Source organism: Enterobacter sp. CGMCC 5087 (assembly GCF_003144775.1).
In the GTDB taxonomy this organism is placed as follows: Bacteria; Pseudomonadota; Gammaproteobacteria; order Enterobacterales; family Enterobacteriaceae; genus Enterobacter; species Enterobacter cloacae_M.
The window spans coordinates 29,941-46,735 of the sequence record NZ_QFXN01000124.1; the positions used below are offsets into that span (position 1 = coordinate 29,941).

A 16,795-nucleotide genomic window follows, 5' to 3' on the forward strand; every position below is an offset into this window, starting at 1 on the left:
GAGAACGTATAACGATGAAAGGCAGTAACAAATCCCGCTGGGCAATCGCCGCTGGCATCATTGTGGTGGTCCTTGCCGCCGCCTGGTACTGGCACAGTCAATCCGCGAACTCCGCAGCCCCCGCGGGTGCAAATAGTCAGGCACAGCGCCCGGCAGGCGGAGGGCGTCACGGCATGCGCGGCGGCGCGCTGGCGCCGGTCCAGGCGGCGACGGCAGTGAATAAAGCCGTTCCTCGCTATCTTACTGGCCTTGGGACCATTACCGCCGCCAACACCGTGACGGTGCGCAGCCGCGTCGACGGCCAGCTGATGGCCATTCACTTCCAGGAAGGTCAGCAGGTTAAAGCGGACGATCTGCTGGCCGAAATAGACCCGAGCCAGTTTAAGGTCGCCCTCGCCCAGGCGCAGGGGCAGCTCGCGAAAGACAAAGCCACGCTCGCCAACGCCCGCCGCGATCTGGCCCGCTACCAGCAGCTTGTGAAAACCAACCTCGTATCTCGTCAGGAGCTGGACACCCAGCAGTCGCTGGTCAGCGAAACGCAGGGCACCATCAAAGCCGACGAGGCCGCCGTGGCCAGCGCCCAGCTGCAGCTGGACTGGAGCCGCATCATCGCGCCGATTGACGGACGCGTGGGCCTGAAGCAGGTCGATATCGGCAACCAGATCTCCAGCGGCGACACCACGGGCATCGTGGTCATCACCCAGACCCACCCGATTGATTTAGTCTTTACCCTACCGGAAAGCGACATTGCGACCGTGGTGCAGGCGCAAAAATCCGGGAAGGGGCTGGTGGTGGAAGCCTGGGACCGCAGCAACAAGCAGAAGCTGAGCGAAGGTTCTCTGCTCAGTCTGGATAACCAGATCGACACCACCACCGGCACCATCAAGCTGAAGGCGCGCTTTAACAATCAGGACGATGCCCTCTTCCCGAACCAGTTCGTCAACGCGCGTATGCTGGTCGCGACCGAAGAGAACGCGGTAGTGATCCCCACCGCTGCGCTGCAGATGGGTAACGAAGGTAATTTCGTCTGGGTACTTAACGGCGACAATAAGGTCAGCAAGCACCTGGTGAAAACCGGTATCCAGGACAGCCAGACGGTGGTCATCGCCGCCGGCCTTTCCGCAGGCGACCGCGTGGTCACCGACGGCATTGACCGTCTGACCGAAGGGGCCAAAGTGGAAGTAGTTGAACCTGCGAAACAGGGAGAGAAATCCTGATGCAGGTGATGCCCCCAGGCTCTACAGGCGGGCCGTCACGCCTGTTTATCCTCCGTCCTGTCGCTACCACGCTGCTGATGGTCGCGATCCTGCTCGCCGGGATTATCGGCTATCGCTTCCTGCCCGTGTCGGCGCTGCCGGAGGTGGATTACCCAACGATTCAGGTTGTCACTCTCTATCCAGGCGCCAGCCCGGACGTGGTGACATCCGCCATCACCGCCCCGCTGGAGCGCCAGTTCGGCCAGATGTCGGGGCTAAAACAGATGTCCTCCCAGAGTTCCGGCGGGGCATCCGTCGTGACGCTGCAGTTCCAGCTAACGCTGTCTCTGGACGTCGCCGAGCAGGAGGTGCAGGCCGCCATCAACGCCGCCACCAATCTGCTGCCGTCCGACCTGCCTAACCCGCCGGTCTACAGCAAGGTGAACCCGGCGGATCCGCCGATCATGACGCTTGCCGTCACCTCCTCCGCCATGCCGATGACCCAGGTCGAAGACATGGTCGAAACGCGCGTGGCGCAGAAAATTTCACAGGTCTCCGGCGTCGGCCTCGTCACGCTGGCGGGCGGCCAGCGCCCCGCCGTGCGCGTGAAGCTTAATGCGCAGGCGATTGCCGCGCTGGGCCTGACCAGCGAAACCATCCGCACCGCCATCAGCAGCGCCAACGTTAACTCGGCAAAAGGCTCGCTGGACGGCCCTACCCGCGCCGTGACGCTCTCTGCCAACGATCAGATGCAGTCCGCCGATGAATACCGTCAGCTGATTATTGCTTACCAGAACGGCGCGCCGGTTCGTCTGGGCGACGTGGCGACCGTCGAACAAGGGGCGGAAAACAGCTGGCTCGGTGCCTGGGCGAACAAACAGCAGGCGATCGTGATGAACGTCCAGCGCCAGCCGGGCGCAAACATCATTGAAACAGCCGACAGTATTCGCACCATGCTGCCGCAGCTGATCGAAAGCCTGCCGAAATCGGTCAACGTTAAAGTGCTTTCCGACCGTACCACGAATATTCGCGCGTCGGTCACCGACACCCAGTTCGAGCTGATGCTGGCAATTGCGCTGGTGGTCATGATCATCTATCTGTTCCTGCGTAACGTTCCGGCGACCATTATTCCCGCCGTCGCCGTACCGCTCTCGCTGGTCGGCACCTTTGCGGTGATGGTGTTCCTCGATTTTTCGATTAACAACCTGACGCTGATGGCGCTCACCATCGCCACCGGGTTCGTGGTGGATGATGCCATCGTGGTCATCGAGAACATCTCGCGCTATATCGAGAAAGGCGAAAAACCGCTGGCCGCCGCGCTAAAAGGTGCGGGTGAGATCGGCTTTACCATTATCTCGCTGACCTTCTCGCTGATTGCGGTGCTGATCCCGCTGCTGTTTATGGGCGATATCGTCGGACGTCTGTTCCGCGAGTTTGCCGTGACGCTGGCGGTCGCCATTTTGATCTCCGCCGTGGTGTCGCTGACCCTGACGCCAATGATGTGCGCCCGCATGCTGAGCCACGAGTCGCTGCGCAAGCAAAACCGCTTCTCGCGCGCCTCCGAGCGCATGTTCGAGCGGATTATTGCCGCCTACGGCCGCGTGCTGGCGAAAGTTCTGAACCATCCGTGGGCCACGCTCGGCGTGGCGCTGGGAACCCTGGCGCTCAGCGTGATGCTGTGGATTTTCATTCCGAAAGGTTTCTTCCCGATCCAGGACAACGGCATTATTCAGGGCACGCTTCAGGCCCCGCAGTCGGTCTCCTTCGCCAGTATGGCCCAGCGCCAGCAGCAGGTGTCTGAGATCGTTATGAAAGATCCGGCGGTCGAGAGCCTGACCTCCTACGTGGGCGTCGACGGCACCAACCCGTCGCTCAACAGCGCGCGTCTGCAGATCAACCTTAAGCCGCTGGATGAACGCGACGATCGCGTCAACGCCGTCATTGAGCGTCTGCAAAACGCCGTCGCGCGGGTGCCGGGCGTTGAACTTTACCTGCAGCCGATTCAGGATTTGACCATTGATACTCAGGTCAGCCGCACGCAGTACCAGTTCACGCTGCAGGCCACCTCGCTGGACGCGCTCAGCACCTGGGTGCCGCAGCTGGTGAACAAGCTTAACACCCTGCCGCAGCTCGCCGACGTCAGCAGCGACTGGCAGGACAAAGGGCTGGCGGCGTACGTGAACGTCAACCGCGATACCGCCAGCCGTCTGGGCATTACCATGTCGGACGTGGACAACGCCCTGTACAACGCCTTCGGTCAGCGCCTGATCTCCACCATCTACACTCAGGCCAACCAGTATCGCGTGGTACTGGAGCACAACACGGACAACACGCCTGGCCTGGCGGGGCTGGACTCGGTGCGCCTGACCAGCAAAGACGGCGGCATTGTGCCGCTGAGCGCTATCGCCACGGTGGAAGAACGCTATACCCCGCTGTCGATCAACCATCTGGATCAGTTCCCGTCCACCACCATTTCCTTCAACGTGCCGGACAATTATTCTCTCGGCGAAGCGGTGGAGGCCATTCAGGCGGCTGAAAAAGAGCTCAGCTTCCCGTCCGATATTCAGACCCAGTTCCAGGGCAGCACGCTGGCGTTTCAGGCCGCGCTGGGTAACACCATCTGGCTTATCGTCGCGGCGGTCGTGGCGATGTACATCGTGCTTGGCGTGCTGTACGAAAGCTTTATCCACCCAATCACCATCCTCTCTACCCTGCCGACAGCGGGCGTGGGGGCGCTGCTGGCACTGATGCTGGCGGGCAGCGAGCTGGACGTCATTGCCATCATCGGCATTATCCTGCTTATCGGGATCGTGAAGAAAAACGCCATCATGATGATCGACTTCGCCCTGGCCGCCGAGCGCGAGCAGGGCATGTCGCCGCGCGACGCCATCTTCCAGGCCTGTCTGCTGCGCTTCCGTCCGATCCTGATGACCACGCTGGCCGCCCTGCTGGGCGCGCTGCCGCTGATGCTCAGCACCGGCGTCGGCGCGGAGCTGCGCCGTCCGCTGGGTATCGGCATGGTCGGCGGTCTGCTGGTGAGCCAGGTGCTGACCCTCTTCACTACGCCGGTGATCTACCTGCTGTTTGACCGTCTGGCGCTGTGGACCAAAAGCCGTTTCCCGAAACGTGAAGAGGAGGCATAAGTGAAGTTTTTCGCCCTCTTCATTTATCGCCCGGTGGCGACGATATTAATCTCGCTCGCCATTACCCTCTGCGGCGTGCTGGGCTTCCGGCTGCTGCCGGTAGCGCCGCTGCCGCAGGTGGATTTCCCGGTGATCATGGTCAGCGCCTCGCTGCCAGGTGCATCTCCGGAGACCATGGCCTCGTCGGTTGCCACGCCGCTGGAGCGTTCCCTTGGGCGGATTGCGGGGGTTAACGAGATGACCTCCAGCAGCTCGCTGGGCAGCACGCGCATCATTCTGGAGTTCAGCTTCGACCGGGATATTAACGGTGCGGCGCGCGACGTGCAGGCGGCCATCAACGCCGCGCAAAGCCTGCTGCCGAGCGGGATGCCGAGCCGCCCAACCTACCGCAAGGCCAACCCGTCCGATGCGCCGATCATGATCCTGACGCTGACCTCGGATACGTACTCGCAGGGGCAGCTTTACGACTTTGCGTCTACCCAGCTGGCGCAGACAATCTCACAAATTAACGGCGTCGGTGACGTGAGCGTCGGCGGGAGCTCCCTGCCCGCCGTGCGCGTCGGCCTAAACCCGCAGGCGCTGTTCAACCAGGGCGTGTCGCTGGATGACGTGCGCTCCGCCATCAGCACGGCCAACGTCCGCAAACCGCAGGGGGCGATTGAGGACGGCAGCCACCGCTGGCAGATCCACACTAACGACGAGCTGAAAACCGCCGCGGAATATCAGCCGCTCATTATTCACTACAACAACGGCGCCGCGGTGCGCTTGAGCGACGTTGCCAGCGTCACCGACTCGGTGCAGGACGTGCGCAACGCCGGGATGACCAACGCGAAACCGGCCATTCTGCTGATGATCCGCAAGCTGCCGGAAGCGAATATTATTGAGACGGTGAACAGCATTCGCGCCCGTCTTCCGGACCTGCAGGAGACCATCCCGGCAGCAATCGATCTGCAAATTGCCCAGGATCGCTCCCCGACCATTCGCGCCTCGCTTGAAGAGGTGGAGCAAACGCTGATTATCTCCGTCGCGCTGGTGATCCTGGTGGTCTTCCTGTTCCTGCGATCCGGACGCGCGACGCTTATTCCGGCGGTGGCCGTGCCGGTCTCGCTGATCGGTACCTTTGCCGCCATGTACCTGTGCGGATTTAGCCTCAACAACCTGTCGCTGATGGCCCTGACGATAGCGACGGGCTTCGTGGTGGATGACGCCATCGTGGTGCTGGAAAACATTTCCCGCCACCTGGAAGCGGGCGTGAAGCCGCTGCAGGCCGCCCTGCAGGGCACGCGCGAGGTGGGCTTTACGGTGCTCTCCATGAGCCTGTCACTGGTGGCGGTATTCCTGCCGCTGCTGCTGATGGGCGGGCTGCCGGGCCGGCTGCTGCGCGAGTTTGCCGTCACCCTCTCCGTCGCCATCGGGATTTCGCTGGTTATCTCCCTAACGCTGACGCCGATGATGTGCGGCTGGATGCTCAAGCGCAGCAAGCCCCATTCGCAGCCGCGCCGCAAAGGCTTTGGTCGCTTCCTGATGGCGATGCAGGAAGGCTACGGCAAATCGCTGAAGTGGGTGCTGAACCATACGCGGCTGGTTGGCCTGGTGCTGATCGCCACCATTGGGCTCAACGTCTGGATGTACATCACCATCCCGAAAACTTTTTTCCCGGAGCAGGACACCGGCGTGCTGATGGGGGGAATTCAGGCGGACCAGAGCATTTCGTTCCAGGCGATGCGCGGCAAGCTGCAGGACTTCATGAAGATCATTCGTGAAGACAAAGCCGTGGATAACGTCACCGGCTTTACCGGCGGGTCACGCGTCAACAGCGGGATGATGTTTATTACCCTGAAACCGCGCGGCGAGCGCAACGAAACCGCCCAGCAGGTGATTGACCGCCTGCGGGTGAAGCTCGCCAAAGAGCCGGGGGCAAACCTGTTTTTGATGGCCGTTCAGGATATCCGCGTCGGCGGCCGTCAGGCGAACGCCAGCTATCAGTACACGTTGCTCTCGGACGATTTAGCCGCCCTGCGCGAGTGGGAGCCGAAGATCCGCAAGGCGCTGGCCGCCCTGCCGCAGCTGGCGGACGTCAACTCCGATCAGCAGGATAACGGCGCCGAGATGGCCCTGACCTACGACCGCGAAACCATGTCGCGGCTGGGCATTAACGTTGAAGCCGCCAACAGCCTGCTGAACAACGCCTTCGGCCAGCGCGAGATCTCCACCATCTACCAGCCGATGAACCAGTATAAGGTGGTGATGGAGGTCGATCCGCGCTACACCCAGGACATCAGCGCCCTGGACAAAATGTTTGTGATTAACAACGACGGCAAGGCGATTCCGCTCTCCTACTTTGCCAGCTGGCAGCCGGCCAACGCGCCGCTGTCGGTGAACCACCAGGGGCTATCGGCGGCGTCGACTATCTCCTTTAACCTGCCCGCCGGTTCGTCGCTTTCTGAAGCCAGCGACGCGATTAACCGCGCGATGACGCAGCTTGGCGTGCCGTCCACCGTACGCGGCAGCTTTGCCGGCACCGCGCAGGTGTTCCAGGAGACGATGAATTCGCAGGTGATTTTGATTCTGGCCGCCATCGCCACGGTTTATATTGTGCTGGGCGTGCTGTACGAGAGCTACGTTCACCCGCTGACCATTCTCTCGACGCTGCCGTCGGCGGGCGTTGGGGCGCTGCTGGCGCTGGAGCTGTTCGGCGCGCCGTTCAGCCTGATCGCGCTCATCGGAATCATGCTGTTGATCGGCATTGTGAAGAAAAACGCGATCATGATGGTCGACTTCGCGCTGGACGCCCAGCGCAACGGCAATCTATCGCCGGAAGAGGCCATCTTCCAGGCCTGCCTGCTGCGTTTTCGTCCGATCATGATGACCACCCTTGCGGCGCTGTTTGGCGCGCTGCCGCTGGTTATCTCGGGCGGCGACGGCTCAGAGCTGCGCCAGCCGCTTGGGATCACCATTGTCGGCGGCCTGGTCATGAGCCAGCTGCTGACGCTGTACACCACGCCGGTGGTCTATCTGTTCTTCGACCGCCTGCGGCTGCGCATCTCGCGTAAAAACAGAACCACGGTGACCGAGTAAATGACCGATCTCCCCGCTAACGTTCGCTGGCAGCTATGGATAGTCGCTTTCGGCTTCTTTATGCAGTCGCTGGATACGACCATCGTCAACACCGCCCTCCCCTCCATGGCAAAAAGCCTGGGGGAGAGCCCGCTGCATATGCATATGGTGATTGTCTCCTACGTGCTGACGGTAGCCGTCATGCTGCCCGCCAGCGGCTGGCTGGCGGACAAAGTGGGCGTGCGGAACATCTTCTTTACCGCCATCGTGCTGTTTACCACCGGATCGCTGTTTTGCACCCAGGCCAACACGCTCGACCAGCTGGTGATGGCGCGCGTGCTGCAGGGCGTCGGCGGGGCGATGATGGTCCCTGTCGGGCGGCTAACGGTGATGAAGATCGTGCCGCGCGAGCAGTACATGGCGGCGATGACCTTTGTGACCCTGCCCGGTCAGGTGGGGCCGCTCCTGGGCCCGGCGCTCGGCGGCATTCTGGTGGAGTACGCCTCCTGGCACTGGATCTTCTTAATCAATCTTCCTGTTGGCATCATCGGCGCCATCGCCACCCTGACGCTGATGCCGAACTACAAAATGCAGACCCGGCGCTTTGATTTCTTCGGCTTTATCCTGCTGGCGGCGGGCATGGCCACGCTTACCCTGGCGCTCGACGGGCAAAAAGGGCTGGGGATTTCGCCCCTGACGCTGGGGATGCTGGTCGTTATCGGCATCACCGCCATACTGTGGTATCTGCGGCATGCCAGAGGTAACGATAAGGCGCTGTTCAGCCTGAGCTTGTTTAAAAACCCTACCTATCGCCTTGGCCTGTTCGGCAGCTTCGCCGGGCGCGTCGGCAGCGGCATGCTGCCGTTTATGACGCCCGTTTTCCTGCAAATCGGAATGGGATTTTCGCCGTTCCACGCGGGCCTGATGATGATCCCGATGGTGCTCGGCAGCATGGGAATGAAGCGCATCGTGGTACAGGTGGTGAACCGCTTTGGCTACCGTCACGTGCTGGTGACCGCCACGCTGGGGCTGGCGCTGGTGAGTCTTCTGTTTATGGCCGTGGCGCTGATGGGCTGGTACTACGTTCTGCCGCTGGTGCTGTTCTGCCAGGGGATCGTCAACTCCATGCGCTTCTCGTCGATGAATACCCTGACGCTGAAGGACCTGCCGGACGATCTGGCGAGCAGCGGCAACAGCCTGCTGTCGATGATCATGCAGCTCTCGATGAGCGTCGGGGTGACCATCGCGGGCTTACTGCTCGGCATGTACGGCCAGCACCACCTCAGCGTCGACACGCCGGTGGCGCATCAGGTCTTTTTGTATACCTATCTCAGCATGGCGGTCATCATCGCCCTGCCCGCTTTCATCTTCGCCAGAGTGCCGGATGATACCAGCAAGAACGTCGTGATTAGGCGCGGCAAAAGGAGTGGTTCATGAAATTCTGGCGTCCGGGCATTACCGGCAAGCTCTTCGTGGCGATATTTGCCACCTGTATCGTCCTGCTGATCACCATGCACTGGGCGGTGCGGATCAGCTTTGAGCGCGGTTTTATTGATTACATCAAGCATGGCAATGAACAGCGTTTACAGGGCTTAAGCGATGCGCTGAGTGAACAGTACGCCCAGCACGGCAACTGGCGTTTTCTGCGCAATAACGACCGCTTTATTTTCCAGATCCTGCGCTCGCTGGAGCACGATACCGGTGACGATCGCCCGGGGCCGGGCATGCCGCCGCACGGCTGGCGTACTCAGTTCTGGGTGATTGATCAGGACATGCGCACGCTGGTGGGTCCGCGTGCGCCGATACCGCCGGACGGCACCCGTCGGGCGATCAAAGTCAACAATGCGACAGTCGGCTGGGTTATCGCCTCTCCTGTGGAGCGCCTGACGCGCAACACCGACATCAACTTTGACCGCCAGCAGCGCCGGACAAGCTGGCTGATTGTCGCCCTCTCCACCCTGCTCGCCGCGCTCGCCACCTTCCCGCTGGCGCGCGGTCTGCTCGCTCCGGTGAAACGGCTGGTTGAAGGGACGCACAAGCTGGCCGCCGGGGATTTCACCACCCGCGTCGATACCCGCAGCCAGGACGAACTGGGCAAGCTGGCGCAGGATTTTAACCAGCTCGCCAGCACGCTGGAGAAGAACCAGCAGATGCGCCGCGACTTTATGGCCGATATTTCCCACGAGCTGCGCACGCCGCTGGCGGTGCTGCGCGGCGAGCTGGAGGCCATTCAGGACGGCGTGCGCCAGTTTACGCCAGAATCGGTGGCCTCTCTGCAGGCGGAGGTGGGTACGCTCACCAAGCTGGTGGATGACCTCCACCAGCTCTCCATGTCCGACGAAGGCGCGCTGGCCTACCAGAAGGCGCCGGTAGACGTGATTAACATTCTGGAAGTGATCAGCGGCGCGTTCCGCGAGCGGTTTGCCAGCCGCAACCTGAAAATCGACCTCTCCCTGCCGGACAGCGCGGTGGTGTTTGGCGACAAAGACCGGCTGATGCAGCTGTTCAATAACCTGCTGGAAAACAGCCTGCGCTACACCGACAGCGGCGGCGGGCTGCATATCTCCGGCAGGCAGGAAAACGGACGCTTTGCCCTCACCTTCGCGGATTCCGCCCCCGGCGTGCAGGACGCGCAGCTGGAAAAACTGTTTGAACGTTTCTACCGTACCGAAGGCTCCCGCAACCGCGCCAGCGGCGGTTCCGGCCTGGGGCTGGCGATTTGCGTTAACATCGTTGAGGCGCATAATGGCACGATCCGCGCCGCCCATTCGCCTTTTGGCGGGGTTAGCATTACAGTAGAGTTACCTCTGGAACGGGATTTATCGAGAGAAGTATGACCGAGTTACCGATTGACGAAAACACACCGCGCATTTTGATCGTGGAAGACGAGCCGAAGCTTGGGCAGCTGCTGATCGACTATTTACGTGCGGCCAGCTACGCTCCATCGCTAATCAGCCACGGCGACCAGGTGCTGCCATACGTGCGCCAGACCCCGCCGGATCTGATCCTGCTTGATTTAATGCTGCCGGGCGTTGACGGGCTGACCCTGTGCCGGGAAATTCGTCGCTTCTCCGACGTGCCGATCGTCATGGTCACCGCCAAAATTGAAGAGATTGACCGCCTGCTGGGGCTCGAAATTGGCGCGGACGATTACATCTGCAAACCCTACAGCCCGCGTGAAGTGGTCGCCCGCGTGAAAACCATTCTCCGCCGCTGCAGGCCGCAGCGCGAGCTTCAGGTGCTGGATGCCGAAAGCCCGCTGATTGTCGACGAAAGCCGCTTCCAGGCGAGCTGGCGCAGCAAGCTGCTGGACCTGACGCCTGCGGAGTTCCGCCTGCTGAAAACCCTCTCCCACGAGCCGGGAAAAGTGTTCTCCCGCGAACAGCTGCTGAACCACCTGTATGACGATTACCGCGTCGTGACTGACCGCACCATCGACAGCCACATCAAAAACCTGCGCCGCAAGCTGGAGGCGCTGGACGCCGAACAGTCGTTTATTCGCGCGGTGTATGGCGTAGGGTATCGCTGGGAAGCGGATGCGTGCAGGATTGCCTAGACAGCCACTGGTCAATGCAGGCCGGGTGAGGCGAAGCCGCCACCCGGCACAATAACTTTACCTCCCTGCCCCGCAGCGCTACAATGCCCGCCCTTAAAGTGGGGGATCTCCCCTTACCGCTGCACCTGGTGCACGCGGATCTGACCTGTCATCAGAACGAGAACAAACATGTTTAAACCGGAACTCCTTTCCCCGGCGGGTACGCTGCAAAATATGCGTTACGCTTTCGCCTATGGTGCCGACGCCGTTTATGCGGGCCAGCCGCGCTACTCGCTGCGCGTGCGTAACAACGAATTCAACCACGAGAACCTGCAGCTCGGCATCAACGAAGCGCATGCCCTGGGCAAGAAATTCTACGTGGTCGTGAACATCGCGCCGCACAACGCTAAGCTGAAAACGTTCATCCGCGACCTGAAGCCGGTGGTGGATATGGGGCCGGACGCGCTGATCATGTCGGACCCGGGTTTAATCATGCTGGTTCGGGAGAACTTCCCGGAGATGGATATTCACCTCTCCGTCCAGGCTAACGCCGTCAACTGGGCGACGGTGAAGTTCTGGAAGCAGATGGGGCTGACTCGCGTCATCCTGTCCCGCGAACTGTCTCTGGAAGAGATCGAAGAGATCCGCACCCAGGTGCCGGATATGGAAATCGAAATCTTCGTTCACGGCGCGCTGTGCATGGCCTACTCCGGCCGCTGCCTGCTCTCAGGCTATATCAACAAGCGCGACCCGAACCAGGGCACCTGCACCAACGCCTGCCGCTGGGAATACAACGTCCAGGAAGGCAAAGAGGATGACGTAGGTAATATTGTGCACAAGCACGAGCCTATCCCGGTGACCAACGTCGAGCCGACGCTGGGCATCGGCGCGCCAACCGACAGCGTGTTTATGATTGAAGAAGCCAAACGCCCAGGCGAGTACATGACCGCCTTTGAAGACGAGCACGGCACCTACATCATGAACTCGAAAGATCTGCGCGCCATCGCCCACGTTGAGCGTCTTACCCAGATGGGCGTGCACTCCCTGAAGATTGAAGGCCGCACCAAATCCTATTACTACTGCGCGCGCACCGCGCAGGTGTACCGCAAAGCCATCGACGATGCGGCGGCCGGTAAACCGTTCGATACCAGCCTGCTGGAAACTCTGGAAGGCCTGGCGCACCGCGGCTATACCGAAGGCTTCCTGCGTCGTCATACCCACGATGACTACCAGAACTACGAGCACGGCTACTCCGTTTCCGAGCGCCAGCAGTTTGTTGGCGACTTCACCGGCGAGCGCAAAGGCGCGCTGGCGGCCGTGGCGGTGAAAAACAAATTCACCAAAGGCGACAGCCTGGAGCTGATGACCCCGCAGGGCAACATGAACTTCACGCTGGAGCATCTGGAAAACGGCAAAGGCGAGGCGATTGACGTGGCGCCGGGTGATGGTCATACCGTCTGGCTGCCGGTTCCGGAAGAGGTGGAGCTGAAGTTTGCGCTGCTGATGCGTAACTTCAACGGTGAAAGCACCCGAAACCCACACGGCAAATAGTTAATCAGGGAAATTTTTTCGCGCTGGGATAATTCTTAGAATCGGATCACATACCGCTTCGTTCAATACGGGTATTATCCCCCCGCTGAAAAACATAACCCATAAATGCTAGCTGTACCAGGAACCACCTCCTTAGCCTGCGTAATCTCCCTTACGCGGGCTTATTTTTTGCCCCATTCAGTCCACTTATTAAAAATCAAATTGCGTAGCCCCACCAAATGAAGGGTGTTGATTCGCGACAGCGTCTGCTGGAATATCTTTTACGAAAATCGGGCGGGTATATGATATCCATCACAATTTTCATTGGATCTGGCAGGATGGAGCGTTATTAGGATCATTCCTAATTCCCGTCCACAACATGCCCTTTACTCTTGATTTCTTAGCGATATACGATTTCACACGGACGGAGAGACGACATGACATTTCCTGGTCAGATTTCAAAGGATATTCCGGATTACGAACTTGCACGCAGTCTGGGTCTTGCCTCCGGCAGGGATATAAATTTCACCGCTCTTGCCAATCAGTTGGACTGTAGCCGTAACTTTAGCCAGGTTGGGATCATCTACTCAGACGGTGCGCGTCAGTGGTTAGTAAGGCCCTCAAGGCGGATTGCGACGCCAAACGAAAGCTCGGTAAGTCATGTCGTCATTACGAAAGTAAATGCCTCATCAAATAATCCCATCCAGGCAACGACGGCTACGATTCAGTCACCATCATTAGCGACTGAAATAGGTTCTACGGCGATTTCTTGCGGAGCTGCCATTCTTACTGTCGTACTTGCTGCAGGTGCAGGTATGGCCATTCCTCTCACCGCAGGTTCTTCCGGTGCTGTTGCCGCTGTGATTGTCGCTGGTGGTGTAGCAACAGGAATTCAGTGTGCAAACGGGCTTGGCCGCTTGTCACTTATTGCCATGAATCATAATGACTATGTTGCGTGGATGGATTCCAAGGAGTGGTATACCGCAACCAATACTGCTCTTGATGCGATTTCACTTGCCGGGGCTGCTGCGGGTCTAAAAAGCGCAGTATTAACCTACCGCCTACTTAATCGCTCGACGTCCGAAAGTTTACTCTCGTTATTACAAAAAATGAGCCGAGCGGACCGCACGCGGTTAACTGAGGAAATCATTCGTATCCGAAATCCCGGGATCTCTAATTCAGGGGTTAAAGCAGCGATGAAAGCTGGCGTTTACCCTAAACGTTACCCCTCGGAAGCGCTGCAGCTGCTCTTACAGCGAGAGCTGTTGAATGCTATTTCAAACTCCTCAGCATTTGTTGGCAGTGCTATCTCGGGTACAATCCGGAATCCTCAGAATATTACACAATCTGGTAAATACGTTTTTGGTTTGATTCAGTCATTTTCATTTACAGGAAGTTATTGACCCGGACATGATAAATTACATCAAAAAGAGCCTTGCATTAAGTGCTGTGATAACAGGTGAAATGGCGACTGACGATTGCCAACGGCTTGAATCATTGAAAGATCGCTTAAAAGGTCAGTTCGGTGTTCCTGTGGGTGTACATATGACAGGTATTCCCTTAGCAATAAGTACCTTACTCACTATTTTTTGCTACGCTATGCTACAAGTGTCTGTCTGGATGTTGCTATTTCGCCTGCTCGGCTTACCTGAATTTAAGGTAATGATGGGAGTATTTCTTGCAGCAGTGGTGTATTGCATGATTGTAATGAGCACGATGTTTTTAACTGCCAGAGGGTCCTTAACGGGATATAAACTGCATATTTCTTTCATTACACTGACTGGCTTGATGAGCATTGTTTATTTTATCTGGACTTGGATTTCGCTTTTATTCGGCTCTGTAGAGAATTACACACCGCAAATAACCTCACTATTAGGATTGGGATTTTTCGGCCTGAATATCGTGTGGATGAATACGTCAGTCTTTTACCGTTCAATTGCGCTAACGCTACATAATCGGGTGTGGCGTAAACAGTTGAAAATTGAGAACAGTAAAATGGCAGGGCTCAAACGCTGACGGTAAGAATCTTTTGAGCGAAAGCCGTTTAAAGAGTTAACAACACGGGGCACATCTTTCGTTGTAAAGGAGCCCCCTTTTTACGCGGGATTATTTCTCCCTTTCATCCTGTTCTTACCCGCTTTTTTCCTCTCTGCTATACACTCTTACTAACGCTAAAAAAGGGAGCAGCGCGGATGGCAACCTATCCAGACAGTTTATTGATTCTCAATGGCAAAAGCGCGGGCAACGATCCGTTGCGTCAGGCAATTCAGGGTTTGCGTGACGACGGCGCGCGCATTCACGTCAGGGTGACGTGGGAAAAAGGCGACGCGGCACGCTATATTAATGAAGCCCTCGGGCTTGGCGTCAGCACCATCATTTCCGGCGGCGGCGATGGCACCATCAATGAGATTGCGTCAGCGCTTATCGACCTGCCCCCGGCAAACCGGCCGGTGATGGGTATTTTACCGCTCGGCACCGCCAATGATTTTGCCACTAGCGCAGGGATCCCGGAAGAGCTGGAGAAAGCGCTCCAGCTGGCGATCCTCGGCAAGGCCACCGCTGTGGATATTGCGCAGGTGAATGATAAAACCTGCTTTATCAATATGGCGACGGGCGGGTTTGGCACGCGCATCACCAGCGAAACGCCGGAAAAGCTGAAGGCGGCGCTGGGCGGCGTGTCGTACCTGATCCACGGCCTGATGCGCATGGACACCCTCAAGCCTGACCGCTGCGAAATTCGCGGCGAGGATTTTCAGTGGCAGGGTGACGCGCTGGTAATTGGGATTGGCAACGGACGTCAGGCGGGCGGCGGACAGCAGCTGTGCCCGGAGGCGCTGATTAATGACGGTCAGCTCCAGCTGCGTATTTTCACTGGCGACGGCCTGCTGCCCGCGCTGTTTACCACGCTGACGCAGCCGGAAGAGAGTCCAAATATCATCGCCGGGAAATCAGCGTGGTTTGAAGTGAATGCTCCCCACGGGATGACCTTTAACCTCGACGGAGAGCCGCTGAGCGGGACGCAGTTCCGCATTGAGGTGTTGCCCGGCGCGCTACAGTGTCGGCTGCCGCCGGACTGCGTGCTTTTGCGCTGATGTTTCGCACGGTGCGCGATGATGCCCTCTCCCACCGGGAGAGGGAGATGGAGCCGTCAGGCAATCGTTACTTTGCTGTCCAGATAGACGTCCTGAACCGCATTGATCAGCTTCACGCCGTCGGCCATCGATTTCTTAAACGCCTTGCGGCCAAGGATCAGCCCCATGCCGCCCGCGCGTTTGTTAATAACCGCCGTACGCACCGCGTCTGACAGGTCGGTATCACCCCCCGCCGCGCCGCCTGAGTTAATCAGCCCCGCGCGGCCCATGTAGCAGTTCGCCAGCTGGTAGCGCACCAGGTCGATCGGGTTATCGCTGGTCAGCTTGCTGTAAACGCGATCGTCGGTGTAGCCAAAGTTCACCGCTTTGTAGCCGCCGTTATTCTCGGCCATTTTCTGCTTCACGATATCCGCTCCGATGGTCGCCGCCAGGTGGTTCGCCTGCCCGGTCAGGTCGGCGGATACATGGTAATCCACGCCGTCTTTCTTGAACGCGTTGTTGCGCAGATATGCCCACAGTACGGTGACCATGCCCAGCTCGTGCGCACGCTCAAACGCCGCGGAGATCTCTTCAATCTGACGACGGGACTGTTCGGAGCCGAAGTAAATCGTCGCCCCTACCGCCACCGCGCCCATGTTGAACGCCTGCTCGACGCTGGCGTAAAGGGTCTGGTCATACTCGGTTGGGTAGCTAAGGGTTTCGTTGTGGTTCAGCTTCACGAGGAATGGAATGCGGTGGGCATAGCGACGCGAAACCGAGGCCAGCACGCCGTAGGTCGACGCCACGCAGTTACAGCCCGCCTCAATCGCCAGCTCAACAATGTTCTTCGGATCGAAGTAGAGAGGATTCGCCGCAAAAGAGGCGCCCGCAGAGTGCTCAACGCCCTGGTCCACCGGCAGGATTGAGAGATACCCGGTGCCGCCGAGCCGCCCGGTGTTGTAGAGCGTCTGCATATTTCGCAGGACCGCAGGCGGACGGTTGTTATCGATCATCACGCGGTCAACGTAGTCGTGACCAGGCAGATACAGCTGGTCGGCTGGAATGGTCATACAACGATGCTGTAAAAGGCTGTCGGCGTCTTTGCCAAGCAACTGCGCAATATCAGTCATGTGATACTCCCGTAAGTCCGACGTCGTGTCGGTGTGTGTTTATCCAGTCCCATCTTTTATGGGCAGACTAAGCCTGGTACCGACTTAACAGATTTTCCACCTTTTGCATTTTTTTTCAGCACAATCTGCTGGC

At 58.8% G+C, this 16,795-nt stretch carries 11 protein-coding genes; 10 read left to right on the forward strand and 1 reads right to left on the reverse strand.

The features are described from left to right. Nucleotides 1-14: 14 nt before the first annotated feature. From DEO48_RS12055 to yegS, 10 genes are all read left to right on the forward strand, one after another. A complete protein-coding gene (locus DEO48_RS12055) occupies nucleotides 15-1,217 on the forward strand; it encodes an MdtA/MuxA family multidrug efflux RND transporter periplasmic adaptor subunit (RefSeq protein ID WP_109845290.1) in 1,203 nt (400 codons plus the stop codon). Next, the gene (locus DEO48_RS12060; RefSeq protein ID WP_109845291.1) at nucleotides 1,217-4,339 is read left to right on the forward strand and encodes an MdtB/MuxB family multidrug efflux RND transporter permease subunit; all 3,123 of its coding nucleotides are present in this window, start codon (nucleotides 1,217-1,219) and stop codon (nucleotides 4,337-4,339) included. The genes DEO48_RS12055 and DEO48_RS12060 overlap by 1 nt, the downstream gene beginning before the upstream one ends. Further along, on the forward strand, nucleotides 4,340-7,417 hold the full coding sequence (mdtC, locus tag DEO48_RS12065; protein WP_109845292.1) for a multidrug efflux RND transporter permease subunit MdtC: 3,078 nt from the start codon (nucleotides 4,340-4,342) through the stop codon (nucleotides 7,415-7,417). Continuing rightward, nucleotides 7,418-8,833, forward strand: a complete 1,416-nt coding sequence (locus DEO48_RS12070) for an MFS transporter (protein WP_109845293.1) — start codon at nucleotides 7,418-7,420, stop codon at nucleotides 8,831-8,833. Then, the gene (baeS, locus tag DEO48_RS12075; RefSeq protein ID WP_023312417.1) at nucleotides 8,830-10,233 is read left to right on the forward strand and encodes a two-component system sensor histidine kinase BaeS; all 1,404 of its coding nucleotides are present in this window, start codon (nucleotides 8,830-8,832) and stop codon (nucleotides 10,231-10,233) included. Before DEO48_RS12070 ends, baeS begins: the two co-directional genes overlap by 4 nt. Further along, nucleotides 10,230-10,952, forward strand: a complete 723-nt coding sequence (gene baeR / locus DEO48_RS12080; protein WP_032642850.1) for a two-component system response regulator BaeR — start codon at nucleotides 10,230-10,232, stop codon at nucleotides 10,950-10,952. The genes baeS and baeR overlap by 4 nt, the downstream gene beginning before the upstream one ends. Before the next feature lie 168 nt (nucleotides 10,953-11,120). Beyond that, nucleotides 11,121-12,482: a tRNA 5-hydroxyuridine modification protein YegQ gene (gene yegQ, locus DEO48_RS12085; RefSeq protein WP_023312421.1), complete on the forward strand. Its 1,362-nt coding sequence runs from the start codon at nucleotides 11,121-11,123 to the stop codon at nucleotides 12,480-12,482. Nucleotides 12,483-12,898: 416 nt separating this feature from the next. Next, on the forward strand, nucleotides 12,899-13,864 hold the full coding sequence (locus DEO48_RS26780) for a hypothetical protein (protein WP_181367002.1): 966 nt from the start codon (nucleotides 12,899-12,901) through the stop codon (nucleotides 13,862-13,864). Between the two features lie 7 nt (nucleotides 13,865-13,871). Continuing rightward, entirely contained in the window at nucleotides 13,872-14,477 is a 606-nt protein-coding gene (locus DEO48_RS12100; protein ID WP_109845294.1) for a hypothetical protein, read from the forward strand. Between the two features lie 176 nt (nucleotides 14,478-14,653). Beyond that, nucleotides 14,654-15,553, forward strand: coding sequence for a lipid kinase YegS (yegS, locus tag DEO48_RS12105; protein WP_109845295.1), 900 nt, complete (start codon nucleotides 14,654-14,656; stop codon nucleotides 15,551-15,553). Between the two features lie 56 nt (nucleotides 15,554-15,609). Here yegS and fbaB read toward each other — a convergent pair whose 3' ends face one another. After that, nucleotides 15,610-16,662: a class I fructose-bisphosphate aldolase gene (fbaB, locus tag DEO48_RS12110; protein ID WP_023312424.1), complete on the reverse strand. Its 1,053-nt coding sequence runs from the start codon at nucleotides 16,660-16,662 to the stop codon at nucleotides 15,610-15,612. Nucleotides 16,663-16,795: the final 133 nt, after the last annotated feature.